Here is a 24,498-nt window from a genome sequence, read left to right on the forward strand (position 1 = left end):
CCCACATTTGAAATGCGTATTCCTGTGGGAGCGAGCCTGCTCGCGAAGGGGCCAGCTCAGACCGCGAAATTCTCCAGCGAACACACCTCCTCATCCTCCGCATCAATCGCCTTGATCTGTTCGATCATCGCCTCGGCCAGTGGCGACAACCGATACCCCGCGCGGCTGACAATCCCATAGCGGGTGTACAGCTCCTCCAGATCATCCGCCAGGCCTTCGATCTTCAAACAGACCAGCTCACCCTTGGCCAGATGCAGCGCATCGGAATACGCGCCGACAATTCCGATCGCCTCCGAACGCAGCACCACGCTCAACAGCGTCGAACCGTTTTCGCATTCCACATTCGGGGTGAAATCAGGGCGGCCGCTGAGGTCGACGATGACCTTGCGCAGGTTCGGCGGGCGAATGCTTACGGCCAGTGGATAACTCAGCAACTGCTCGGCGGTGATGCGTTCGAACGCCGTCAGCGGATGCCCGGCGCGGCAGCAGAAATGCCATTTGCGCGCCCGCAGGCGGTGGGTCTGGTAATCCGGGTCGGCCTCGAATTGTCGGGTATCGGCGACGAAAAATTCGAACTCTTCGCTGAGCAGGCGTTTGCTCAGGCTCTGCCAGTCATCGACCAGAAACTGTACGCGCGCCTTCGGGTAGCGGCCGATGAATGCGCCGATCGCGCGCGGGATCAATCCGGCGGCTGGCGCCGGCCCGCAACCAAAGCGCAATTCCCCGGCCTCGAGGCCATTGAACTGGCTGATCTCATTGGCCATCTGCTGCGCACCGCTGACCAGTCGCCGCGCATGTTCGAGCAGCACATGGCCCTGTTTGGTCGGCGGCAATTCCTTGCGCCCACGGTCGACCAACTGGCAGCCGACGCTGTGTTCCAGTGCTTGGATGCTGCGGCTGAATGCCGACTGCGACAGGTTCACCGCCTGCGCGCCAGCGACAAAGCTGCGTTGCTCAACCAGAGCGATGAAGTGACGCAATTGGCGCAAGTCGATATGCATTTTTCACATAAAAAATATCCGGGAAATGCATTGGATATGCATTAGGTCGACTCCTTATAAAGGCAATCTCTTATGCAGTAAATATTTGTAAATCCATAAATAAATAACTGAAAAGAATATGCAGCACTGAAGATGTCTGTGTGTTTTTTGACCAGGAGCCGCGCCATGAGTCCGTTGAATCTCGCGTTACCCCCATCTCCCCGACGGCTCAAACGCCTGCCTTTGGCGCTGTTGCTGGCAGGCAGCGCCAGCTGGACTCACGGCTATGCCGCCGAAGCCGAAACCCCTCCGCCCGTCCCCGCAGACACAGCGGCGGCCAACGGTTCGCAGCTGGAAACCGTGACCGTCACCACGCGCCGCCGCGAAGAAAGTTCGCAAGACGTGCCGACGCCAATGAGCGTGGTCAGCGGGCAGAATCTGGAGACGCAACGGGTTTACCGGATTCAGGATTTGCAGCAACTGGTGCCCAGCGTCAACGTCGCTTACATGCATGCGCGGCAGTCCAGCGTGTCGATCCGTGGCCTGGGTAACAACCCGGCCAGTGATGGCCTGGAAGGCAGCGTTGGCCTGTACATCGACAACGTTTATCTGGGCCGTCCGGGTATGGCAGTGTTCGACTTGATGGATATCGAGCAGCTTGAGGTCTTGCGCGGGCCGCAGGGCACGCTGTTCGGCAAGAACACCACCGCCGGGGTCATCAATATCAGCACCCGCGCGCCCAGTTTCACGCCTGAGCGCAGCATCGAAACATCGGTCGGCGAGGACGGTTATTTCCAGACCAAGGGCACGATTTCCGGGCCGCTCAATGATGAGTTGGCCGGACGTTTTTCCGCCTATCGCACGCGCAGTGACGGCGACATCAAGAACGAATATGACGGCCACGACCTCAACGGCGGCTCCCGCGAGGGCTTCCGCGCGCAGCTGTTGTTCAAGCCCAATGAAAATTTCAATCTGCGCTGGATCGGCGATTACAACGAAGAAGATTCCAGTGCCGGCACCCGCGTGCTGTACAACACCGGGCCGACCATCAACGGCGTCAATCTGTATGAATCGCGGGCCAGCGCGGCCGGGGCGACGCTGGTCAACGGCCGGCATCGCAAGGTCAATCTCGACAATGACCAGCACGTCACCGTGCATCAGGGCGGCACTTCAGTGGAAGCCAACTGGACGTTGCCGAGCGACTTCACCCTGACGTCGGTCAGCTCTTATCGTTTCTGGAATTTCACCCCGCGCAACGATGACGGCCTCAATGTGCCGGCCAGTTACAACGCCGGTGTGTCGGTGGAAGACAAACAGTATTCGCAGGAATTTCGCCTGGCCTCGCCCAAGGGCGAGTTCTTCGATTACGTGGTCGGCGCCTACTATTTCGGCTCGGACCTGGACAACAAATCCTTCGCCTATTACGGCCCGCAAGCGGATATCTGGAACGGCACGCCGGCAGGCGCCCTGGCCAACGTCAGCAGCGTCGGCAACGGCCATATCAAGACCGACAGTTTCGCCCTGTTTGCCCAAGGCACCTGGCACCTGAGCGAGCGGCTGGATTTCACCGCCGGGGTGCGTGGCACCTACGAGGAGAAAAACGCCTCGGTCAGCCGCAACGCGCCGCTCGGTGGCATGGCGGTGGCGGGTGCGGCAGCCAATGCGCGTCGCGGCCGTGCCGGCGTCTACGATTCCGGAGACTTGAATCAGTACAGCTCCAGCCCCTCGGGACTGCTCAACCTGAGCTATCGCATCACCGACGACATACTCGGTTACGCCACGCTGTCCCACGGCGAGAAATCCGGCGGGGTCAACCTTGCGGTCGGCTCCGCACCTACCGCTGGCGCCGACTCGTTATTGATCGGCACCGAGCGCGCCAACAACGCCGAACTCGGCTTCAAAAGCACCCTGTGGGATCGCCGCCTGCAACTCAACGCCAACGTGTTCTGGACCCAGGTCAACGCTTACCAGACCAACGCCTACGACGCCGCCAACCGCGTGCAATACCTGACCAACGCAGGCTCGGTGCGCTCGCGTGGCATCGAGTTCGAAAGCAGCTTGGTGCCGCTGCGTGGCCTGACCCTGAATTTCAACGGCTCGTACAACGACGTCAGCTACCTCTCGTACAAGGATGCGCCGTGCCCGCCGGAAGTCAGCCAGGCCCCGGGTGCACCGGCCTCGTGCGACCTCAGCGGCCATCAAGTGGTCGGCGCGTCGAAATGGATCGGCAACGCCAACGGCGAATACAAATGGAATCTGGCTAACGGCTTCGAACCCTACGTCACCGGCAGCTATGCGTTTCGCTCCAAAGCGGTGGGCACGGTCGAGGATTCCGATTACGGGCAGATACCCAGTTACGCGGTGGTCAACCTTTCCACCGGCCTGCGCGGCGATTTCAATCAGGGCCAGTGGGATGTCTCGCTGTGGCTGAAGAACGCCTTCGACAAAACCTACTACACGACCCTGTGGACCGGCGGTAACGGCGGCTATGAAGGCCTGCTCGGCACCCCGCGCACCCTCGGCGTTACCGGTCGCTACGACTTCTGATTTGCCTTCAAGGAGCTGCACCATGTTGCCCATCAAAAGCGCTTTACCCCTGCTGCTATCCGGCGCAGTCCTGAGCAGCGGTGCTTTCGCCGCGCCCAGTGTGTACCCGACTGGAGTCACCCGTTATGACCCAGACAAGGCGTTTAACCAGTACGTGATCTTCAGCGGTGCCGACAAACAGACGCACCTGATCGACATGAACGGCAACGAAGTGAAGACCTGGCCGCAGGCAGGTTTCCCGTCCGCAATCATCGATCCGCAACTGGTCGGCGGTAAACGCGGCCATGTGCTGCTGCAATTGAGTGACAAGGACCCCGGCAAGCTCGGCTCGGCGGGCAATGGCCTGGGCAACCAGAGCGTCGGCGAACTCGACTGGGACGGCAAAGTGGTTTGGCAGTGGGGCGACAAGGCTCCTGGTGGCGCGGCGCAGCAACATCACGATCAGCGGCGCTTGAGCAATGGCAACACCGTGGTGCTGGCGAACAAGGTGCACAAGGTCACAGGCTTCAAGGCGCCCGAAGTAATCGATGATGTGATCTACGAAGTCAGCCCCGACGGTGCAGTGAAATGGCAGTGGCTGGCCTCGGATCATCTGAGCGAATTCGGCTTCACTGCCGAGCAATTGAAACTGGTGCGCGCCAGTGACAATCCGGATTACCTGCACATCAACAACCTCAGTCTGGTCGGGCCGAACAAGTGGTTCGACGCCGGTGACAAGCGCTTCAGTCCGGACAATCTGTTGATCGATTCACGCAACGCCAACTTCATCGCCATCATCGACAAAAGCAGCGGCAGAGTGGTCTGGCGGCTGGGGCCGAATCTGCCGCTGATCAATCCGAAAACCGCGCAGAAACTGCCGCGTCCGGTCGATCAGTTCGTCGGCCAGCATGACGCGCACATCATCCCCGCCGGGCTGCCCGGCGCCGGCAATCTGCTGGTGTTCGATAACCAGGGCTCGGCGGGCTATCCAAACGTCACCCTTGGGTTGATATCCGGCTCGCGGGTGCTGGAAATCGACCCACAGAAAAACCAAATCGTCTGGCAGTACAGCGCGGCCAATACGAAGCAGCCGGGCTGGGCGTTCTATAGCTCGTTCATCAGCAGTGCGCGGCGGTTGCCCAACGGCAACACGTTGATCGACGAAGGCATGAACGGACGGTTTTTCCAGGTAACCGCCAGTGGTGAAAACGTTTGGGAATACGTCAGCCCGTATCTGGGCAAAGCGCCGGGCAGCGATGCAATCAGCAACTGGGTGTATCGAGCGCTGCCGGTGAGCTATGACTGGGTGCCTGCCGGTACACCGCGTTCAGAGACTGCAGTGATCGCGCCCGCTGTCGGCGTGCAGCAAACCAATGCCAGCCGTTGAAGGGCGCGGATGGATGCCGTGGACGAATACTTTTCATGCCGCAAAGGCATGCGATTTACGGCTCATCGCTGCAGCCCTTGTAGCGCGTGGCCTCGGTGAAAAAGGCCGATTTGTATATTCCATGCAGATCTATACATAACTTCAAAGATTACTTTCGGTGATAAGCGTTCAGGCCCAATGATTGCCCCGTCGACTACGCCGTGGGGGCTTCACGAATGGCGAGACGATCGCTTTGGCTAGTAGAACGAAAGAGACCGCAGGGAGTTGAACAATGGGCAATGTCCAGACCGCCGCCAGCGCAGGGGAATTGCTGTGGCGGCACACGCCGAGTGGCGAGCTGGTCGATCTTGGCCGGCCGCATAGGGTGCCGTTGGGGCAGTTGCGTTTGCAACGTGCTCCCAAGGGCATTTTGAGTCGACGCGAAACCCTTTTGCTCGGTGTGCTCGCGTTGGTCGTGCATGGCGCGGTGATTTACTGGGTCAGCCAGAAGCCGACGCCAGTGCTGCCGGTGGTACCGCCGGAAATTCCGCCGATGACCATCGAGTTTTCGCGTCCGGCTCCGCCCGCGCCGCCGGTTGTTGCGCCGCCGCCGCCGGCGCCGGTGGTCGAACCGCCACCGCCAGTGGAAGACGAATTGGCGGTAAAACCGCCGCCGCCCAAGCCGATTCCCAAACCCAAGCCGGTGGTCAAGGCGCCGCCCAAACCCGCGCCCAAGCCGGTGGAGCAAGCGCCAGCGAAACCGGCAGCCCCGGTCGCCGCGCCAGCGCCTCCTGCGCCACCGGCACCGGCGCCCGTTACCCCGGCTTCAGCCAACGCTGCGTATCTGAAAAATCCGGCGCCGGAATACCCGTCGCTGGCCCAGCGGCGCGGTTGGGAAGGCACGGTGTTGTTACGGGTGCATGTGTTGGCCAGCGGTAAACCGGGCGAGATCCAGATTGCCAAAAGCAGTGGCCGGCAGCAGCTCGACGACGCAGCGCTCAACGCTGTAAAGCGCTGGAGTTTCGTTCCGGCCAAACAGGGTGATGTCGCCCAGGACGGCTGGGTCAGCGTGCCCATCGATTTCAAGATTCATTAAACCGAAACCAAATTCGCGCGAAATGTTTACACGAGGGAACACATCATGACGTTACTGGCATCTCCACTGGAATCCATCGAAAGCGCGGTGATCTGGCTGCTGGTGGTTTTTTCCGTCGCCACTTGGGGCCTGGCGTTGCTCAAGGCTGTGCAGTTCGGTCGTCTGAAAGCGCAGGATCGGCGCTTTCACAAACGTTTCTGGGCGGCGTCGAGTCTGGATGCCGCGGCAGAGTTGAGCGAAACCCAGCCCGGCGCCGCAGCGCGAGTGGCGCAGGCTGGCTATGCAGCGATCCAGGTGGGCGAGGCGCCGCAGGCGAATGATCTGAGCCAGGCGATCAACCATCAGGATCGCCTCGAGCGTGCCTTGCGCCAGCAGATCGTCCGCGAACGGCGTTCGCTGGAAACCGGTCTGGCGGTTGTCGCGAGTATCGGCAGCACCTCGCCGTTCATTGGTCTGTTTGGCACGGTGTGGGGAATCATGGAGGCCTTGAAAGGCATCAGCGCCGCCGGTTCGGCGAGCCTGGAAACGGTGGCCGGGCCGATCGGTGCGGCACTCGTCGCGACCGGCGTGGGCATCGCCGTCGCGGTGCCGGCGGTGCTGGTTTACAACTATTTTTTGCGAAGGCTGAAACTGACCGCCGCGGATCTGGATGACTTCGCCCACGACTTCTACAGCCTGGCGCAGAAGAGCGCGTTCCGCGTGCTGATCCACCCGACCGCACACAAGGTGGCAACGTCGGGCAACGCGGCAAAAGTGAAGGAGGCCTCCTGATATGGCCTTCTCCACGCAAGACACGGATGAGGTGCTCAGTGAAATCAACGTGACGCCGCTGGTAGACGTGATGCTGGTGCTGCTGGTGGTGTTTATCGTCACCGCGCCGCTGCTGACCAACGCGATCCCGATCAACCTGCCGAAGACCGAAGCGGTGGCGCCGGTCGAGCAGAAGGACCCGCTGGTGGTGAGCATCGACGGCGCCGGCAAACTGTTTATCAACAAGGACGAGATTCAGCCCGACTTGCTCGAATTCAACCTCAAGTCGGCCAAAGCCAAGGACCCGGAGGTGCGCGTGCAATTGCAGGCCGATGACGGGGTGAATTACGGCGAAGTGGCGCGAGCCATGGCTTCGATCGAACGGGCGGGGATTACCAAGTTGTCGGTGATTACTGCGCGGTAACAGATTTTCGTTTTTCCGGGGCCGTCTCCTTGGCAGGGTGCGGCCCTTTTTTTGCGTTCAGTTTTTGAAAAGCCCCTCACCCTAGCCCTCTCCCGAAGAGAGAGGGGACTGACCGGGTTGTCTGGCGGCTATACACCGATATGAGAAATCCAGTCGAACTCAAGATTTGAAGAGCCTGAAGATCAGCTCCCTTTCCCCCTCGCTCCTTGGGGGAGAGGGCTGGGGTGAGGGGGAAGAATCTCACGCCCTACACAGATCACATATTCGATACAGGTCTTAATAAATAGCTTCTTATTCCTTAACGAATATAACTCCTCTCCCTATACTCGACCCGGAACAGACACGACGCAGGAGAGCTTCCCCATGCGCAACGAATCAATCCGCTACCTGATTGTGCCGGGCTGGCAAGGATCGCCAGAAGATCATTGGCAAAGCCATTGGCAGAACAGCCTGCCGAACAGCGCAAGGGTGGAACAGGCCGATTGGCTGACGCCGCGCCGTGAGGACTGGGTCGCCGCGCTGGCCGAAGCGATTGCCGCCGACAGCACGCCAGTGATCCTCATCGCTCACAGCCTCGGCTGCATCACCGTTGCCCACTGGGCGGCGACAGCGCCGTTGCAATACCTGCGTCAGGTGCGCGGGGCGTTGCTGGTTGCGCCCGCCGATGTCGAGCGTCCTGCGTGCGCGCCGGCGTTGCGCAATTTCGCACCAATACCGACGGACCTGCTGCCGTTCCCAAGTCAGGTCATCAGCTCCGACAACGACGCCGCCGTCAGTGCCCCGCGCGCGCTCGAACTGGCACGCAACTGGGGGGCGGAGGCGGGGATTCTTGCCGGTGCCGGGCACATCAACGTCAAGTCCGGGCATCAGCGTTGGGAGCAGGGTTTCGCCTATCTCTATCGCCTGCAAAACCGCCTGGAAGACCACGCCCGCCGTCGCGCCTGATCTAATTTTTCAACGCCCCCGTCGGCTGGCGGTTTTGGGCGGGAGCCTGCCATGAGTTTTGAAACCTTCGGTCAGCCCTTGCTGACCTTTCCCGATGCGGAAAAAAGCCCTCTGAGCATTCGCGCCAAGGCCCTGGTGTTCGTCGACCCACGCTCGCGGCAATTGCGCGAGGAATTGGAGCAGTTGGCTCCCCGTTCGATTTCAGTGTTGATTCGCGGTGAGACTGGCACCGGTAAAGAGCTGCTCGCCCGGCATATCCATCGCGCCAGTGACCGCAGCGGTCTGTTCGTTTCGGTGAACTGCGGCGCGATCAGCCCGACCTACGCCGACGCCGAGCTGTTCGGCTACGCCGCCGGCAGTTACAGCGGTTCGGCCAGCAGCCGCGCCGGCTGGTTCGGTTCGGCCAACGGCGGCACCTTGTACCTGGATGAGATCGGCGATTTGCCGCTGCCGATTCAGGTCAAGCTGCTCGCGGCGCTGGAAAACCACGAAGTCACCCGCGTCGGTGCGCATCAGCCGAGCCCGGTGGATGTGCGCCTGGTGGCGGCGACCAGCATCGATCTGGCCCAGGCCGTGGACGCCGGGAAATTTCACGAGCGGCTCTATCACTATCTCAGCGAGGGTCATCTGGAGCTGCCGGCGTTGCGCGCGCGGACTGGCGACATTCTCTCGCTCGCCGAGTATTTCCTTGGCATCTACAGCCAGCGTCTTGACCTGCCCGTGCCGCTGATCAGCGAAGCCGCTCAGCATGTACTCGAACAACACAGCTGGCCGGGCAACACCCGCGAGCTGGAAAACGTCATTCATTTCGCTCTGCTGGTCAGCACCGGCGACGAGATCCTGCCGGAACATCTGAACCTGCCTGACGCGTCTGCGCCGCAGGTTCAGATCGAACGTCTGGTGAGGCAGACCCACATCGGCGGTAGCAGTGCAGAGCGTAAGGCCTTGAAAGATTGGCTGATTCGCTTGAGCGAGGCGGTGTGAGCATTTTCTTCAACATGAACAAAATGGAATATGAAGCTGAATAAACGTTATTGTCCGGGAATAAAAAATCCGGGTATTGTCCGACCCACGCCAGCGATATCACTTCACTGGCACACGTATTAAATGCCGTCGTCGATGACGACCGTGATTTTCGATAAGGACACTGCATGAAAAAGGTTCTGTTGTTTACCGCATTGGCGGCTGCGCTGACGGCTTCTTTCGCCAACGCCGGCGAGAAACTGGTGGTTGCCGCAACGCCGGTGCCCCACGCTGAAATCCTTGAGCTGATCAAACCGACCCTGGCCAAAGAAGGCGTGGATCTGGAAATCAAGGTCTTCACCGACTACGTGCAGCCGAACGTACAGGTTGGCGAGAAGCGTCTGGACGCCAACTACTTCCAGACCCTGCCGTACCTGAACAGCTTCAACCAGGGCAAATACAAGGACGACAAGTCCAAGTACCTGGTGACCGTGCAGGGCGTCCACGTTGAACCGTTCGGTGGTTACTCGAGCAAGTACAAAACCTTGGCTGAACTGCCGGATGGCGCCACCATCGCCATCCCGAACGAAGGCAGCAACAGCGGCCGTGCGCTGATCCTGCTGCAGAAGGCCGGTCTGATCGAACTGAAAGATCCGAAAAACGCTCTGGCAACGCCGAAAGACATCGCCAAGAACCCGCACAAATTCAAGTTCAAGGAACTGGAATCGGCCCTGCTGCCGCGCGTGCTGAAAGAAGTTGATCTGGACATGATCAATACCAACTACGCGCTGGAAGCCAAGCTCAACCCGCAGAAAGATGCGCTGGTGATCGAAGGCGCTGACTCGCCGTACGTGAATTTCCTGGTGGCCCGTGAGGACAACAAGAACAGCGACGCGATCCAGAAACTGGCCAAGGCCCTGACCAGCCCGGAAGTCAAAGCCTTCATCGAGAAGAAGTACAGCGGCGCGGTATTGCCGGCGTTCTGAGCTGACGCTTGAGTGAATCCGCTTCAGACGTGAAAACGCCGATGGCCAGTGATGGTCATCGGCGTTTTTGTGTGTCTTGAAAAGCCCCTCACCCTAGCCCTCTCCCAGAGGGAGAGGGGACCGATTGGGGGATGCTGTAGAGGCCCGCCGACCTGTTCGTGCGTCGCTGAATCCATAATCGACTCGGTTCGTCAGGTCGATGTACGACGAAAGACACCACGGTCGGCCCCCTCACCCTTAGGGAGAGGGTTGGGGTGAGGGGCTTTCGACTTACGCTGTAGTCTTCAACGCCCGGCGCAACGCCCTGAGCAATTTCACAATGTCCTGCGGATCCAGCCGCTGCGGCACTTTTACGTCCATGTTGTTCTTCCTTGTGGTGGATGGGCCGGAGAGTCTGGCCAAAAGCTGTGGGTCCTTGGAGGTCTTTCCTGAAAAAAAGATCCGTCCTACAGCGCAAGGAAAAATAGCCGTCTTATTCCTTCCCGGCAAACCCGCAGAATAATGTTTAAGCGATATGAATGTGGGCAGCCCAGATGGGCTAAGCAAAATTCGGTCACCCAATATGTGCGCAAAGAGCTGAGTGATGACACCCGGCCTGAGAGTGTGATTGGTGAAGGGGGCAAGTGGTTGGGGTGATTGCCCGTTGGATCAGCGGTGAGGCTCGCCCCTCACCCCAGCCCTCTCCCTAGGGAGAGGGAGCCGATGTCTGGGCTTTTCAAAATCAGGTTCGACTTCAGGCTTTCAGGTCGGCGTAACTCTCGCAAACAACTCGGTGAAGTCCCCTCTCCCTCTGGGAGAGGGTTAGGGTGAGGGGCTTTTCGCTGGCACCCTCAATCCGGCCACTGCCACGCCGGCTCATCCAGCACCCGCTGCCCGACAATCCCGGTCTGGCCCAGCGTCTTCTCCAGCACGATGCAATTGCATTCCGGGTCTTCCTGCAACGCCGAGATCAATCGTCGCGCATGTGACACCACCCACACCTGACACTGCTCCGAAGCGCGAATGATCAGCCGCGCCAGCGCCGGCAGCAGGTCCGGGTGCAGGCTGGTTTCCGGTTCGTTGAGCACCATCAGCGATGGCGGTCGTGGGGTCAGCAGGGCGGCGATCAGCAGCAGATAACGCAAAGTGCCGTCCGACAGTTCTGCCGCTGACAGCGGTCGCAACAAGCCTTCCTGATAAAACTCGATAGCGAAACGGCCACCGGCCAACAGTGCGATATTCAGCCGCGCGCCGGGAAACGCATCGCTGATCGCCGCGCTCAGTGCTTGCGGATCGCCAATCTCGATAATTGTCTGCAAGGCCGCCGCCAGATCACGGCCATCGTGGTGCAGGACGGGCGTGCGCGTGCCCAGTTGCGGCTGACGCACCGGCGCGTCGGCATCGCTGCGAAAGTGATCATAAAAGCGCCAGCGCCGGATGAATTCGCGCATCTGAAACACTTCCGGCGAGCTGCGCAGATTGCCGACCTGATCGAACAGGCTGTCGAAGTTCGGCGTGTGTTGCGCCAGCACATCCCAGGCGCGACCTTCACGGGCGCGGATCATCGGGCCGTTGCGGTCGACCAGCAGGCTCGCCGGGCGAAACACCGGGCCGGCCCAGATGCACTCACGCTTGATTTCCGGGTCGAGGAAAAGCATGAAGTGCTCGGCTCCGGCAGGCCCAGGCCGATGGCGTAACTGAAATCCTCGCCGGCGAATCCCAAGCGCAACCTTTTCACGCCTTGGCGCACCGTCGGCTCGATCGCCACTTCACCGTTGCGCATGCGTCGGCTGATGGTTTCCGGCCCGGCCCAGAACGTCGATTCCAGCCCGCCCTCACGCGCCAGTGCATTGACCACACCGCCCTGGGCGGTTTCCGCCAGCAGGCGCAAGGCGCGGTAGAGGTTGGACTTGCCGCTGCCATTAGGCCCGGTAATCAGGTTCAGGCGCCCGAGCGGAATCACCAGTTTGTTGATCGAGCGGTAGTTGGCCACCGCCAGGGTGTTGAGCATGAAATCCTTCTCCGGGTCACTGCGATACGCGGGGAGCATACCTTTAATGAGATAAATCTGGTGTTGGCGTCCGCAACCGTGGAACCCTGTTCTAAGCTCTGAAGTCGTATCGTCTCGACAGCAGCATTTAAGGCCAAGGAGTGTGCATGGCGGGTCCCGGATTGAAAGTGCTGATGGCCGTGAGCGCCATGGCGTTGCTCACCGCTTGCGGCGACAAGAAGCCTGCTGAGGAATACTTGCCACGGGTCTTTGTGCAAGAGGTCGAACCGGCCAACTACGCCGCAGCGGTGACCCTCACCGGTGATGTGCAGGCGCGGGTGCAGACCCAGCTGTCATTTCGCGTCGGCGGCAAAATCATCCAGCGCATGGTCGATGTCGGCGACCGCGTCACGGCCAAACAGGTGCTGGCCAAACTCGATCCGAAGGATCTGCAGACCAACGTCGATTCCGCTCAGGCCCAGGTCGTCGCCGAACAGGCCCGCGTGAAGCAAGCGGCAGCCGCTTTCGTGCGTCAGCAAAAACTCCTGCCCAAGGGCTACACCAGCCAGAGCGAATACGATTCGGCACAAGCCGCGCTGCGCAGCAGTCAGAGCGCATTGAGCGCGGCGCAGGCGCAACTGGCGAACGCCAAGGACCAGCTCGGCTACACCGCGCTGATCGCCGATGCACCCGGGGTGATCACCGAGCGCCAGGCCGAAGTCGGCCAGGTGGTGCAGGCCACCGCGCCGATTTTCAGCCTCGCCCGCGATGGCGACCGCGACGCGGTGTTCAATGTCTACGAATCGCTGCTGGCCGAGCGTCCGTCCGATCGCTCGATCGTGGTCAGCCTGCTCGACAATCCCGAGATCAAGACCACCGGCACCGTGCGTGAAATCACGCCGTCGGTGTCGGCGCAATCGGGCACCGTGCAGGTCAAGGTCAGCCTCGACAAGCTGCCGCCGGGCATGCAACTCGGTTCTGTGGTCAGCGCCACCGCAAAAGGCACCGGCAAATCGGCGGTGGAACTGCCCTGGTCGGCGCTGACAAAAAACATCAGCGACCCGGCGGTATGGCTGGTCGATGACAAGGGCGAGGCGCAGTTGCATACGGTCACGGTCGGCCGTTACCTGACCGGCAAAGTGATCATCAGCGAAGGCCTCAAGGGCGGTGAGAAAGTCATTGTCGCCGGCGGCCAGTTGCTGCACCCCGGCATGAAAGTCGAGATTGCCGAAAACACCTACAAGGATCTGCAACCGGGAGCGCAGCCATGAAGCGCCTCGGCCTGTTGTGCATGGCGTTGCTGCTGGGCGCCTGCTCGGAAAAGGAAACGCCGCCGGAACCGGTACGTCCGGTGCTGTCGGTCACGGTCAAAGCGCTCAACGAAGAAAGCCTCGGGCGCTTTGCCGGGAGCATTCAGGCGCGTTACGAGAGCAACACCGGTTTCCGCGTCGGTGGACGCATCGCCAGCCGCAACGTCGATGTCGGCGCCGAGGTGCAGAAGGGCACCTTGCTCGCCACCCTCGATCCGTCCGATCAGCAAAACCAGTTGCGCTCGGCTCAAGGCGATCTGGCGAGGATCCAGGCGCAGTTGATCAACGCCCAGGCCAATGCACGCCGTCAGCAAGCGCTGTTCGATCGCGGCGTCGGTGCGCAGGCGCAACTGGACGTCGCCAACACCGATCTGAAAACCACTCAGGCCTCGCTCGATCAGGCACGCGCGGCGGTCAGCCAGAGCAAGGATCAACTGAGCTACACCGAGCTGCGCTCCGATCACAAAGCCGTGGTCACCGCGTGGAACGCCGAAGCCGGGCAAGTGGTAACTGCCGGCCAACAGGTGGTGACGCTGGCGCAACCGGACATCAAGGAAGCGGTGATCGATCTGCCCGATACGCTGGTCGATCAGTTGCCCAGCGACGTGGTGTTCTCGGTGGCCGCGCAACTCGACCCGAGCATCAACACCACGGCGATCATCCGCGAGATCGAACCCCAGGGCGCAAAGCGCCACGCGCACCCGCCGCGCGCGCCTGACCCTGTCGGATACGCCGGACGGTTTCCGCCTCGGCACCGCGATCAGCGTGACCCTCAGCTCGGCGATCAAGCCGCGCATCGAACTGCCGGTGACGGCGTTGCAGGAAGCCGACGGTAAAACCCGGATCTGGGTCATCGACACGCAGAACAAAACCGTCAACCCGCGCGACGTCAGCGTGGTCAGCCGTGGCGACAACAGCGTGGTGCTGGCCGGTGGCGTGCAAAACGGCGAGCGCGTGGTCAGCGCCGGCGTCAACAGTCTCAAACCCGGACAATCGGTAAAACTTGACGAGGACAGTCAATGAAAGGCTCTTTCAACCTCTCCGAATGGGCCTTGAAGCACCAGTCATTCGTCTGGTACCTGATGTTCGTCGGGCTGCTGATGGGGGTGTTCTCCTACTTCAATCTCGGCCGCGAAGAAGACCCGTCATTCACCATCAAGACCATGGTGATCCAGACCAAATGGCCGGGCGCGACCCAGGAAGAAACCCTCAAGCAGGTCACCGACCGCATCGAAAAAAAACTCGAAGAGCTCGATTCCCTCGATTACGTGAAAAGCTACACCCGCCCCGGCGAGTCGACGGTGTACGTGTACCTGCGCGACACCACCAGCGCTGAGGACATTCCGCAAATCTGGTACCAGGTGCGCAAGAAGATCGACGACATTCGCGGCCAGTTTCCCCAGGGCATTCAGGGGCCGGGGTTCAACGATGAGTTCGGTGACGTGTACGGCTCGGTCTACGCCTTCACCGCCGACGGCCTGACCATGCGTCAGTTGCGCGATTACGTGGAACAGGCGCGCGCCGAAATACGCAGCGTGCCGGGGCTGGGCAAGATCGAAATGGTCGGCCAGCAGGACGAAACGATTTACCTGAATTTCTCCACGCGCAAACTCGCCGCACTGGGTATCGACCAGCGCCAGGTGGTGCAGAGCCTGCAATCGCAGAACGCAGTGACTCCGGCCGGGGTGATCGAGGCGGGGCCGGAGCGGATCTCCGTGCGCACCTCGGGCCAGTTCGAATCGGAGAAAGATCTGGCCGAGGTCAATCTCAAACTCAACGATCGCTTCTATCGTCTGGCCGACATCGCCGAGATCAGCCGTGGCTACGTCGATCCGGCGACACCGGAATTCCGCTTCGACGGCAAACCGGCGATCGGCCTGGCGATTGCCATGCAGAAGGGTGGCAACGTTCAGGAATTCGGTAAAGCGCTGCATGAGCGCATCGACCAGCTCACCGCAGATTTGCCGGTCGGCGTCGGCGTGCACACCGTTTCCGATCAGGCGGTGGTGGTGGAAGAGGCCGTCGGCGGTTTCACCAGCGCGCTGTTCGAAGCGGTCATCATCGTGCTGGTGGTGAGTTTCATCAGCCTCGGCGTGCGCGCTGGTCTGGTGGTGGCCTGCTCGATTCCGCTGGTGCTGGCCATGGTCTTCGTGTTCATGGAGTACAGCGGCATCACCATGCAGCGGATTTCCCTCGGCGCATTGATCATTGCCCTCGGTCTGCTGGTGGACGACGCGATGATCACCGTAGAGATGATGGTCACGCGCCTGGAAATGGGCGAGAGCAAGGAGCAGGCGGCGACGTTCGCCTACACCTCGACGGCATTCCCGATGCTCACCGGTACGCTGGTGACCGTCGCCGGTTTCGTGCCCATTGGTCTCAACGCCAGTTCGGCGGGTGAATATACGTTCACGCTGTTTGCGGTGATTGCCGTGGCGATGATCGTCTCGTGGGTGGTGGCGGTGTTCTTCGCACCAGTGATTGGCGTGCACATCCTCAGCGACAAGGTGAAGGCCCACGATGCCGAGCCGGGTCGCGTCGGTCGCGCCTTCAACGGTGGTCTGTTGTGGGCCATGCGCAATCGTTGGTGGGCGATCGGCGTCACCGTGCTGTTGTTCGTGCTGGCGGTGTTCTGCATGCGTTTCGTGCAGAACCAGTTCTTTCCCGCTTCCGACCGCCCGGAAATTCTGGTCGACCTGAACCTGCCGCAAAACGCCTCGATCGACGAAACCCGCAAGGCGGTGGACAAGCTCGAAGCGACGCTCAAGGGCGACCCGGACATCGTGCGCTGGAGCACTTACATCGGTCAGGGGGCGATCCGTTTCTACCTGCCGCTGGACCAACAGTTGCAGAACCCGTACTACGCGCAACTGGTGATCGTCAGCAAGGATTTCGAAGCCCGCGAGGCACTCAGCCAGCGCTTGCGTGAGCGCCTGCACAAAGACTTCGTCGGCATCGGCAGCTACGTGCAGGCTCTGGAAATGGGCCCGCCGGTGGGGCGTCCGATTCAGTATCGAGTCAGCGGCAAAGACGTCGATCAGGTGCGCAAACACGCCATCGACCTGGCCACCGAACTGGACAAGAACCCGCACATCGGCGAGATCATTTACGACTGGAACGAGCCCGGCAAAGTCCTGCGCATCGATATTGCCCAGGACAAGGCGCGGCAACTCGGGCTGTCGTCCGAAGACGTCGCCAACCTGATGAACAGCATTGTCAGCGGCTCGCCGTTGACCCAGGTCGATGACGATATCTACCTGATCAACGTGGTCGGTCGCGCCGTGGATTCCGAGCGCGGTACCCCGGAAACCCTGCAGAACCTGCAGATCGTCACGCCGAGCGGCACCTCGATTCCGCTGCTGGCGTTTGCCACCGTGCGCTATGAACTGGAGCAGCCGTTGGTCTGGCGTCGCGACCGCTTGCCGACCATTACCATCAAGGCCTCGGTGCGCGACGAGATTCAGCCGACCGATCTGGTGAAACTGCTCAAGCCGTCGATCGATGCTTTTGCCTCGAAACTGCCGGTCGGCTACAAGGTCGCCACCGGCGGCACGGTCGAGGAAAGCGGCAAGGCCCAAGGGCCGATTGCCAAGGTGTTGCCGCTGATGCTGTTCCTCATGGCGACGTTCCTGATGATTCAGTTGCACAGCGTGCAGAAGATGTTCCTGGTCGCCAGTGTGGCGCCGCTGGGGTTGATAGGCGTGGTCCTGGCGCTGGTGCCGACCGGCACGCCGATGGGCTTCGTGGCGATCCTGGGGATTCTCGCGCTGATCGGCATCATCATCCGCAACTCGGTGATTCTGGTGACGCAGATCGATGAGTTCGAGCAGAAAGGCTATGCGCCGTGGGACGCGGTGGTCGAAGCCACCGAACACCGGCGCCGACCGATCCTGCTGACCGCAGCGGCAGCGAGCATGGGCATGATCCCGATCGCCCGCGAAGTTTTCTGGGGACCGATGGCCTACGCAATGATCGGCGGGATTGTCGTGGCGACGCTGCTGACGCTGCTGTTCCTGCCGGCGCTGTATGTGGCCTGGTACAAGATTCGCGAGCCTGAAAAAGAATCTTCCTGAAGCAAAAGCAAAAGATCGCAGCCTTCGGCAGCGCCTACAGGGAAACGCATTCCAACGTAGGAGCTGCCGAAGGCTGCGATCTTTTGATCTTCAATCAACTCGACGCCACACGCTCGCCAGCCACGGCTGCTGTTCGCGCGGCAAGCCCGCAGGCCGGTAATAATGCTCCAGCTCGACAAACCCCGCCGCCGTCAGCAACCCGCGCCAGGCCTCGAGATCGTGATACGAGCCGTAGCGCGGCCCGTTCCAGCCCTCTTGGTTGTCGCCACGCGGATTGGAACTGAACAGCACGCCACCCGGTTTCAAGGTGCCGTGCAGTTGCCGTAGCACTTGCGGCAACACCTGCAACGGCACATGAAACAGCACGGCATTGGCGAAGATCCCGTCGAAGCGCTCGGCGGGTAGATCGAGCTTGAGAAAGTCCTGCTGCCAGACTTCGCAACCGCTGTCTTCGCGGGCCATGCGCGCGAACTCCTGTGAGCCATCAAGGCCGATCGCGACGTGGCCCATGCGCGTGAAGGTTTGCAAATCCCGCCCCGGCCCGCAGCCGAAATCGAGAATCGTGAAGGGTGCTTCACCGTGAATGTGGCGCAGCAAGGCCTCGATATTCTGGCTGACATCGTGGTCGCGCGTGCCTTCACGGAAATCCTCGGCCACCGAGTTGTAGTGTCCAAGGGTGGTGGCGGTGATCTGTTCGAGGTCGCTGGGCGTTTGCTTCATGATCAATGCTGTATTGGCGGTGTGAGGGCGGACTATAAGCCTTTTCACCGGCAAAAAAACGCCGCCTGCGCTGGGGCCAGTGCAGGCGGCAATGGGTGCCAGGCTTCAGTGCTGCTTCGCTCCCAGACAATCGATCGAGCGGTCCATCATCGCCTTGGCCATTTCCAGCAGATGCCAGACCGAGAACACCATGGCCCGATCCGCGCCCCCGAGCTGGTCACCGCATTGATGGACGGTCACCGAGGCGCAGCGCAGTAGATCGGCAACATACAGTTGGGCGTCCTCCAGCGTCACATCTTCGCTGATGCTGTAGACGCGTTTCTGTCCCGCCAACGTGACCTGATTGCCGGCCAGATGTGAGTCGACGGCGCGGCACAGTGCAGAGCGATCCTTGAGCAAATCCTCGGTGAACCGCTTGCTTGAGGTAAGGCTGAGTGGCGGATCGGCAAGATTTTTTTCCATGGGTAAACTCCTGACTTCAAGTGGGAGCCAACCATTTCGCGACTAAACGAGCAGGACGGCGGCTGCACGCGGATCAGTCGCCGGCCGGACAACTGAATCCAGTCACCGCAAAACAGTGACGACCGGAGATTAGCTACAGGATATTTCGGGTACAAGCGGGCAAAATATTCTAGGAATCGTCCTGCAAACCCCCGTGGTTCGGGCTGGCGAAACGACAAAAGTGGTGTAGGAAGCATCTGATTTTTGCGAAGGGCGTTGCCTAAGATATCGCGATCACAAGGGCCTGATTGATGGCCACCTGCCGCCATCGACCTTAGCGCTTATTCAGTCCTCGCGCCAGCCTGTCTGAATGACCGCATGGGTGCGCAAACCTGAATGCAACTGGTAGTTCTTACAGTATCGGGATGGAGAAAACTGGTTCAGTCTCAGCGTATAGACATCAGGGACTCGCGTAGCCGTGAATACCCGCCATGACACCGCCACTCCGACCTTGTCGGTCATTGACCCGCGCGCACTGGTGGTTCGCAGCGTTGCCTATTGCCGACACCCGGATAAAGCCGACATCGAATCGCGCATCACCCGGCAGATCTTTGATGAGGCGGGGCGTCAGGTAGCGTCGTGGGATCCGCGTTTGTACGGCGTTGCGCCCAAGCCGAATCTGGCCACACTCTACGCATTGAGCGGTCAAGACTTACTCGCAGACAGCGTCGACGCCGGTTGGCAGGTGCGGCTGTTGAATGAAGCGGGCTCGATGTGTTCTGGCTGGGATGCCCGGGGCAGTCAGAGTCACCGCCAATACGATGATCTGCTGCGACCGCTAGCCCTCACCGAGCAGGCGCACGACGGGCAGCCTCGCGTGGTCGAGCGCTGGACCTATGCAAAAGCCACCGATGATCACGCACAGCACAACCAGTGCGGTCGACCAATCCGCCACGACGACCCGGCCGGCAATCGGCATTTCGATGGCTACGGCCTCGCTGGCGCAGTGATGGTTGAGTCGCGACGCTTTTTGATCGAGCTCGAGACGCCTGACTGGCCACTCGAACCCGACCGGCGGGATGACTATCTCGAGGAAACAACCTACGTCACCCGGCAGACTTTCACTCCAACCGGCGAGTTGCAGCATCACACCGACGCGGTAGGCAACCTCCGGACCCAGCATTACAACATCGCCGGGCAAGCTTGCGCGACCTGGCTGTTGCAGGCCGGCGAGGGCAGGCAGCCGAAGTGCCTGGTCAGCGCGATTCGCTACAACGCGCAGGGTCAGATCGAAAGCGAAACGGCCGGCAACGGCGTCATCGCCCGCGCCGAATACAGCCGCGATGACGGCCGGTTGCTGAGCCTGCTCGCCAGTGTCGGCACGCACCCTCCGTTGCAGGATCTGAATTACGTCTACGATCCGGTGGGCAACATCATCAGCCTGGAAGACAAGACTCAAGCCGTGTCCTGGCTCAACAATCAGCGCATCGATCCGGTCAGTCGGTATCGCTACGACAGCCTTTATCAACTGGTCGAGGCCAGCGGCTGGGAAGTCAGCCAGCCCAGTCATGGCCCGGCCTTGCCGGAGCTGCTGCCAACGCCGCTGGATCCTAATCAACGGCGCAACTACACGCAGAAATTCGACTACGATGCAGCGGGCAACCTGATCACTCGCCACCACAGCGGTGCGCCGGGTTTTGCGATGTACACCTCCCATCGCAGCAACCGAAGCTTGATGCAGCGCGACGATGGTTCCTTGCCCGGGGAAGCGGAGATAGCGCAGGGATTTGATGCGGCGGGTAATCAGTTGGAGTTGCAACGTGGTCAGGCCATGTGCTGGAACGTACGCAATGAGTTGAGCCGGGTTGTGTTGCTGAAACGTCCGAATGAAAGCGATGACTACGAGTGTTATGGCTACGACGAGCCGGGCCATCGGTTGCGTAAAACGACTGTCAGCCAAGCGTCCGGTCAGAAGCTGACGGTAGAACTTCGTTATCTGCCGGGGCTTGAGATTCATCGCGAAGTCGATGGTGTCGAGCGACATGTCTTCAGTGTCGACACCGGGCGCAATCAGGTACGACTGCTGCACTGGCCAAGCGGGGTGGAAAGCGACCAACTGCGTTACAGCCTCAATGATCATCTTGGTTCCAGCACGCTGGAATTGGATGATGGTTCGGGGATTTTGACTCAGGAGCACTATTACCCGTTTGGTGGCACGGCGTGCTGGGCGGGTAAGAATTCATTGGCGGTGAAAAACAAAACGATTCGTTACTCAGGCAAAGAGCGGGATGCGACCGGTCTTTACTATTATGGCTATCGTTATTACGCGCCGTGGTTACAGCGCTGGACAAGTCCCGATCCTGGCCGAGATATCGATGGAATCAATCTTTACGCAATGCTAGGAAATAGTCCGCTGATTTTCGTTGATGAACAGGGGACGGTCAGAGGTTTGAGTAGCGTTTTGAGCGGCGAAAGTGACGCGGAGCATGCGCGCAGGGCCCATTTCAAATTGCATTTGCTCCCCAGCATCATGGCTAGAAAGGACACGGATAAGAGTTCTGCCATTGGCAAAATTAAAAAGCTGGCGCGCATCCAGAGCGATGTGGCTGCGGATGAATTGCTGGAAGCCGCTGTTGATGTCATATCCAGGGCGAAACTGACTTTCAATATCAATCCGGAAAGCATCCCTGATCTAGAAGGTGATGGCCTCATGAATATGTGGCATCAAGGGGTTAAACCAGGTTTTGCAACGGAGATCCGGGATGGTTTCGAAATGGGCATGTTTGACTATGCTCATTCCCCTTCCAGAATAATAAAAGAGTATGGCTCGCTAGATCATCCGAAATTCAATGGGGATTTCAGGCCTTTTTATGGGGCTTTGAAACTCTCTTCCGGTCTGGCCAGCGCGGGTGGCGCTTCAGCCTATGGGGCTGCTGCCTTCCATCTGAAGGATGAGTCACGTAAATATATGACGTTGACCGGAGTCGACAGCTTTGATCTGAAGCCTTCAATCAATAATCTGGCTTCATTTGGAAATCTGTATCCAGTGTTTCACAAAATGCAATCCAAAACGTGGCAAGTATTGACAAGGATTATGTCGGGTGTCGAAACGGATCTGGCTTCGCCTGATGAGTATGTGGAGTGGCAATCTCATAACAGCGTGAAGTGGAAAGACATGACGAGTCTGATTTTTCAGACAAGAGAAAACATGGAAAACACGCTTGATCAGGGAAATACCCGGGCTTTTCTGAAAAAAAATTCGATTACTCCAGGTTATGTCGGGTGAACACTCACAGTAGCGCCACCAGTTCGCATCTGATGGTGGGCGCTGGCGTCCCAGCCATCGGAAGCAAAGAGTCTGCTTCACCGCTTATTCAACCCCCGAGCCAACCGATCCCCACCCAACTGAATCACCGCCACCAACGCCACCAGCAAGACAATCACCGTCAACATGATCTGGCTGTCGAAGCGCTGATAACCGTAGCGGTAAGCGATATCCCCCAGCCCACCAGCACCAATTGCCCCAGCCATGGCCGACGAATTGATCATCGTCACCAGGGTGATGGTGAAACCGCCGACAATCCCCGGCAGCGCCTCGGGCAGCAGCACATGCCAGACGATATGCCAGCGCCGGCAACCCATGGCCTGCGCGGCTTCGATCAGGCCATGATCGACCTCGCGCAGACTCACTTCGGCGATCCGCGCGAAGAAGGGCGTTGCGGCGATTGTCAGCGGTACCACAGCGGCCCACACGCCATAGGTGGTGCCGACGATCAGGCGGGTGAACGGAATCAGCGCAACCATCAGAATCAGGAACGGGATCGAGCGGAACAGATTGACGAAGGCGCCCAGCGCACGGTTCAACAGCGGCGCCTCATAGATCCCGCCCTTGTCACTGGTGACCAGAATCACCGCCATGGGAATCCCCACCAGCAGCGCGATCAGCGACGACACGCCGACCATCAGGAAAGTGTCGATAAAACCCTGCAGCAAGCGATCAAACCACATAGCCCAATACCTCCACTCGTTGCGCCCATTGCCCGGCGCGTTCGCGCAATTGCCCGGCGCTGAACGCCGAGCCGCTGACGGCCAGCAACAGCTGCCCCAGTGCGTGACCCTGAATCCTTTCCACGCCGCCCTGAAGCAGCTTCACTTGGCCACCCAATGCCGCAAATAATGCAGCCAGATCCGGCTCATCAGCGGCACTGCCGGTGAACTGCAAACGCAACACCAACGCTGCATCAGAAGCCGTGGATTGCGCCTGCAAACGGCTTTGCAATTCTTCCGGCAAGGCGTGTTGCAGCGGCGCGAGCAAGGTCTGGCTGACCTCGTGTTGCGGATTGCCGAACACTTGCCACACCGGCCCTTGCTCGACCGCATGGCCATGCTCAAGCACGACGACGCGATCGCAGATGTCGCGGATCACTGCCATTTCGTGAGTGATCAGCACAATGGTCAGGCCGAGGCGTTTGTTGATCTCGCGCAACAGGCCGAGGATCGACTGCGTGGTCTCCGGATCGAGTGCCGATGTCGCTTCATCGCAGAGCAGAATGTCCGGGTCATGCACCAGCGCGCGGGCGATGCCGACACGCTGCTTCTGCCCGCCGGAGAGTTGTGCCGGGTAGGCCTTGTGCTTGCTTTGCAGGCCGACCAGTTCGAGCAGTTCGCGCACCTTGTTGTCGCGCTGTTCCTTCGGCACGCCGGCGACTTTCAGTGGCAACTCGACGTTCTGCCAGACGGTCTTGGCCGACATCAGATTGAAGTGCTGGAAGATCATGCCGATACGCCGGCGCAGAGCGACGAGACGGTCTTCATCGAGCTCGCCGATATCGACCTGATCGATCAGCACGCGTCCTGAAGTCGGCTGTTCCAGGCGATTGATCGTGCGAATCAGCGACGACTTGCCGGCGCCGCTGCGGCCGATGATGCCGAACACTTCACCACGCTGAATCGCCAGGTCGATGCCCTGCAAGGCCGCGACCGGTCCTTGCCGGCCGTTGTAGGTTTTGCCCACGCCAATAAAGCGTACGTGGGCGCGATTCAACTCGGGGTGCAGCTCGGTTTTTTCAGCATTGTGTGGCTCTGGAAGCTCCAGTCGCCGTTGGATCGCCGCAGTCATGTTCAGCTTTCCCAGCCGGCCTGATAGAGCTTGCCGTGGGCCTTGTCCAGTGCCGCGCGAACGGCCGGCGAATGCTGATAGATGTCGACGAACTTGATCAGGCGCGGGTCGGTTTTGCTCTTCGGCTGGATGACGAACTGGATCACGTATTCCTTGTGATCGAGACCGTCGAACAGCAGTGCCGAGCCGGCATCGAAGGTCTTCGCCAAGCGGATATAGGCTGGATAACCCTGGACCAGATCGGCGTCGTCATACGCGCGCACCAGTTGCACGGCTTCGACCTGAAGAATCCTGATCTTCTTCGGATTGGCGACGATGTCGTCTTCGGTGGCTTTGTAGCCGACGCCCGGTTTCAGGCTGATCAACCCGGCCTTGGCGAGCAATTGCAAACCGCGTCCGCTGTTGATCGGGTCGTTGGCGATGGCGACGCTGGCGCCTTCGGGCAGCTCATCGAAGCTTTTGTATCGCTTCGAATACAGACCGACGTTGTTAATGATCCCAGGAGCGAATGGCACCAGATCGAAACCGGACGCGGCTTTGGCGTTTTCCAGGAACGGAATGTGCTGGAAGTAATTCACATCGATGTCGCCAGCGGCGAGGCTGACGTTGGGCGCGATCCAGTCGGTGAATTCCACCAGTTCGACTTTCAGGCCTTGTTTGGAGGCTTCCTCGACGGCGGCTTCCAGCGGGATGGCAAAAGCGGCGGTGGTGCCGATTTTCAGCGGCGCATCCGCAGCGAATACCGCCGAGCTGAACAGGCCGAAGACCAGAGCCAGTGCTTTGACTGGGTGGGTCAGGATTTTTTTGGTCATGGTGGTTTTTCCAGTCAG

17 protein-coding genes and 2 pseudogenes are annotated in these 24,498 nt (G+C 60.1%); 12 read left to right on the top strand and 7 right to left on the bottom strand.

Translation table 11 applies throughout. The features are described 5' to 3' along the window. Nucleotides 1–56: 56 nt before the first annotated feature. Nucleotides 57–1,001 (bottom strand): LysR family transcriptional regulator, encoded by a 945-nt coding sequence (locus tag AB4O12_RS22630; protein ID WP_056787027.1) that lies wholly within the window; start codon nt 999–1,001, stop codon nt 57–59. A 165-nt stretch (nt 1,002–1,166) separates the two neighbouring features. Here AB4O12_RS22630 and AB4O12_RS22635 point away from each other — a divergent pair, with 165 nt between their 5' ends. The 8 genes from AB4O12_RS22635 (at nt 1,167) to AB4O12_RS22670 (ending at nt 10,036) form a co-directional block, all read left to right on the top strand. Next, nucleotides 1,167–3,527, top strand: a complete 2,361-nt coding sequence (locus tag AB4O12_RS22635) for a TonB-dependent receptor (RefSeq protein WP_305381961.1) — start codon at nt 1,167–1,169, stop codon at nt 3,525–3,527. 22 nt (nt 3,528–3,549) lie between these two features. Then, nucleotides 3,550–4,893 carry an aryl-sulfate sulfotransferase gene (locus AB4O12_RS22640; RefSeq protein ID WP_056787033.1) on the top strand — a complete coding sequence of 448 codons (1,344 nt, stop codon included), beginning with the start codon at nt 3,550–3,552 and terminating at the stop codon, nt 4,891–4,893. 271 nt (nt 4,894–5,164) lie between these two features. Further along, nucleotides 5,165–5,968 (top strand): energy transducer TonB, encoded by an 804-nt coding sequence (locus AB4O12_RS22645; RefSeq protein ID WP_315434845.1) that lies wholly within the window; start codon nt 5,165–5,167, stop codon nt 5,966–5,968. A 45-nt stretch (nt 5,969–6,013) separates the two neighbouring features. Further along, a complete protein-coding gene (locus AB4O12_RS22650) occupies nt 6,014–6,739 on the top strand; it encodes a MotA/TolQ/ExbB proton channel family protein (protein ID WP_041477454.1) in 726 nt (241 codons plus the stop codon). A 1-nt stretch (nt 6,740) separates the two neighbouring features. Further along, nucleotides 6,741–7,142, top strand: a complete 402-nt coding sequence (locus tag AB4O12_RS22655; RefSeq protein WP_007972930.1) for an ExbD/TolR family protein — start codon at nt 6,741–6,743, stop codon at nt 7,140–7,142. A gap of 363 nt (nt 7,143–7,505) precedes the next feature. Further along, entirely contained in the window at nt 7,506–8,087 is a 582-nt protein-coding gene (locus tag AB4O12_RS22660) for an alpha/beta hydrolase (protein WP_460059763.1), read from the top strand. A gap of 51 nt (nt 8,088–8,138) precedes the next feature. Then, entirely contained in the window at nt 8,139–9,071 is a 933-nt protein-coding gene (locus tag AB4O12_RS22665) for a sigma 54-interacting transcriptional regulator (protein WP_423521723.1), read from the top strand. Between the two features lie 167 nt (nt 9,072–9,238). Beyond that, nucleotides 9,239–10,036: a MetQ/NlpA family ABC transporter substrate-binding protein gene (locus tag AB4O12_RS22670; RefSeq protein ID WP_056787041.1), complete on the top strand. Its 798-nt coding sequence runs from the start codon at nt 9,239–9,241 to the stop codon at nt 10,034–10,036. A gap of 830 nt (nt 10,037–10,866) precedes the next feature. On the opposite strand, the pseudogene AB4O12_RS22675 reads toward AB4O12_RS22670, so the two are convergent. After that, a pseudogene (locus tag AB4O12_RS22675) lies at nt 10,867–12,026 on the bottom strand (AAA family ATPase). A 146-nt stretch (nt 12,027–12,172) separates the two neighbouring features. Between AB4O12_RS22675 and AB4O12_RS22680 the strand changes: the two are divergent. From AB4O12_RS22680 to AB4O12_RS22690, 3 genes and pseudogenes are all read left to right on the top strand, one after another. Further along, a complete protein-coding gene (locus AB4O12_RS22680; RefSeq protein ID WP_056787047.1) occupies nt 12,173–13,276 on the top strand; it encodes an efflux RND transporter periplasmic adaptor subunit in 1,104 nt (367 codons plus the stop codon). Continuing rightward, nucleotides 13,273–14,338 (top strand): annotated as a pseudogene (locus AB4O12_RS22685) (efflux RND transporter periplasmic adaptor subunit). Before AB4O12_RS22680 ends, AB4O12_RS22685 begins: the two are co-directional and overlap by 4 nt. Then, nucleotides 14,335–17,388: an efflux RND transporter permease subunit gene (locus AB4O12_RS22690; RefSeq protein WP_460059764.1), complete on the top strand. Its 3,054-nt coding sequence runs from the start codon at nt 14,335–14,337 to the stop codon at nt 17,386–17,388. The pseudogene AB4O12_RS22685 and the gene AB4O12_RS22690 overlap by 4 nt, the downstream one beginning before the upstream one ends. Before the next feature lie 90 nt (nt 17,389–17,478). Here AB4O12_RS22690 and AB4O12_RS22695 read toward each other — a convergent pair whose 3' ends face one another. After that, a complete protein-coding gene (locus tag AB4O12_RS22695) occupies nt 17,479–18,108 on the bottom strand; it encodes a class I SAM-dependent methyltransferase (RefSeq protein WP_056787053.1) in 630 nt (209 codons plus the stop codon). Between the two features lie 105 nt (nt 18,109–18,213). Next, nucleotides 18,214–18,570, bottom strand: coding sequence for a DUF6124 family protein (locus tag AB4O12_RS22700; RefSeq protein ID WP_041477463.1), 357 nt, complete (start codon nt 18,568–18,570; stop codon nt 18,214–18,216). Between the two features lie 457 nt (nt 18,571–19,027). Here AB4O12_RS22700 and AB4O12_RS22705 point away from each other — a divergent pair, with 457 nt between their 5' ends. Then, on the top strand, nt 19,028–21,835 hold the full coding sequence (locus tag AB4O12_RS22705; RefSeq protein WP_460059765.1) for an RHS repeat domain-containing protein: 2,808 nt from the start codon (nt 19,028–19,030) through the stop codon (nt 21,833–21,835). A gap of 77 nt (nt 21,836–21,912) precedes the next feature. Here AB4O12_RS22705 and AB4O12_RS22710 read toward each other — a convergent pair whose 3' ends face one another. The 3 genes from AB4O12_RS22710 to AB4O12_RS22720 are packed head-to-tail and all read right to left on the bottom strand — an operon-like array spanning nt 21,913 to nt 24,480. Further along, the gene (locus AB4O12_RS22710) at nt 21,913–22,557 is read right to left on the bottom strand and encodes a methionine ABC transporter permease (RefSeq protein ID WP_039756400.1); all 645 of its coding nucleotides are present in this window, start codon (nt 22,555–22,557) and stop codon (nt 21,913–21,915) included. After that, a complete protein-coding gene (locus AB4O12_RS22715; RefSeq protein ID WP_460059766.1) occupies nt 22,547–23,668 on the bottom strand; it encodes a methionine ABC transporter ATP-binding protein in 1,122 nt (373 codons plus the stop codon). Before AB4O12_RS22715 ends, AB4O12_RS22710 begins: the two co-directional genes overlap by 11 nt. A gap of 2 nt (nt 23,669–23,670) precedes the next feature. Continuing rightward, nucleotides 23,671–24,480: a MetQ/NlpA family ABC transporter substrate-binding protein gene (locus tag AB4O12_RS22720; RefSeq protein WP_406228017.1), complete on the bottom strand. Its 810-nt coding sequence runs from the start codon at nt 24,478–24,480 to the stop codon at nt 23,671–23,673. Nucleotides 24,481–24,498: the final 18 nt, after the last annotated feature.

It is taken from the genome of Pseudomonas sp. S2_A05, from assembly GCF_054668485.1.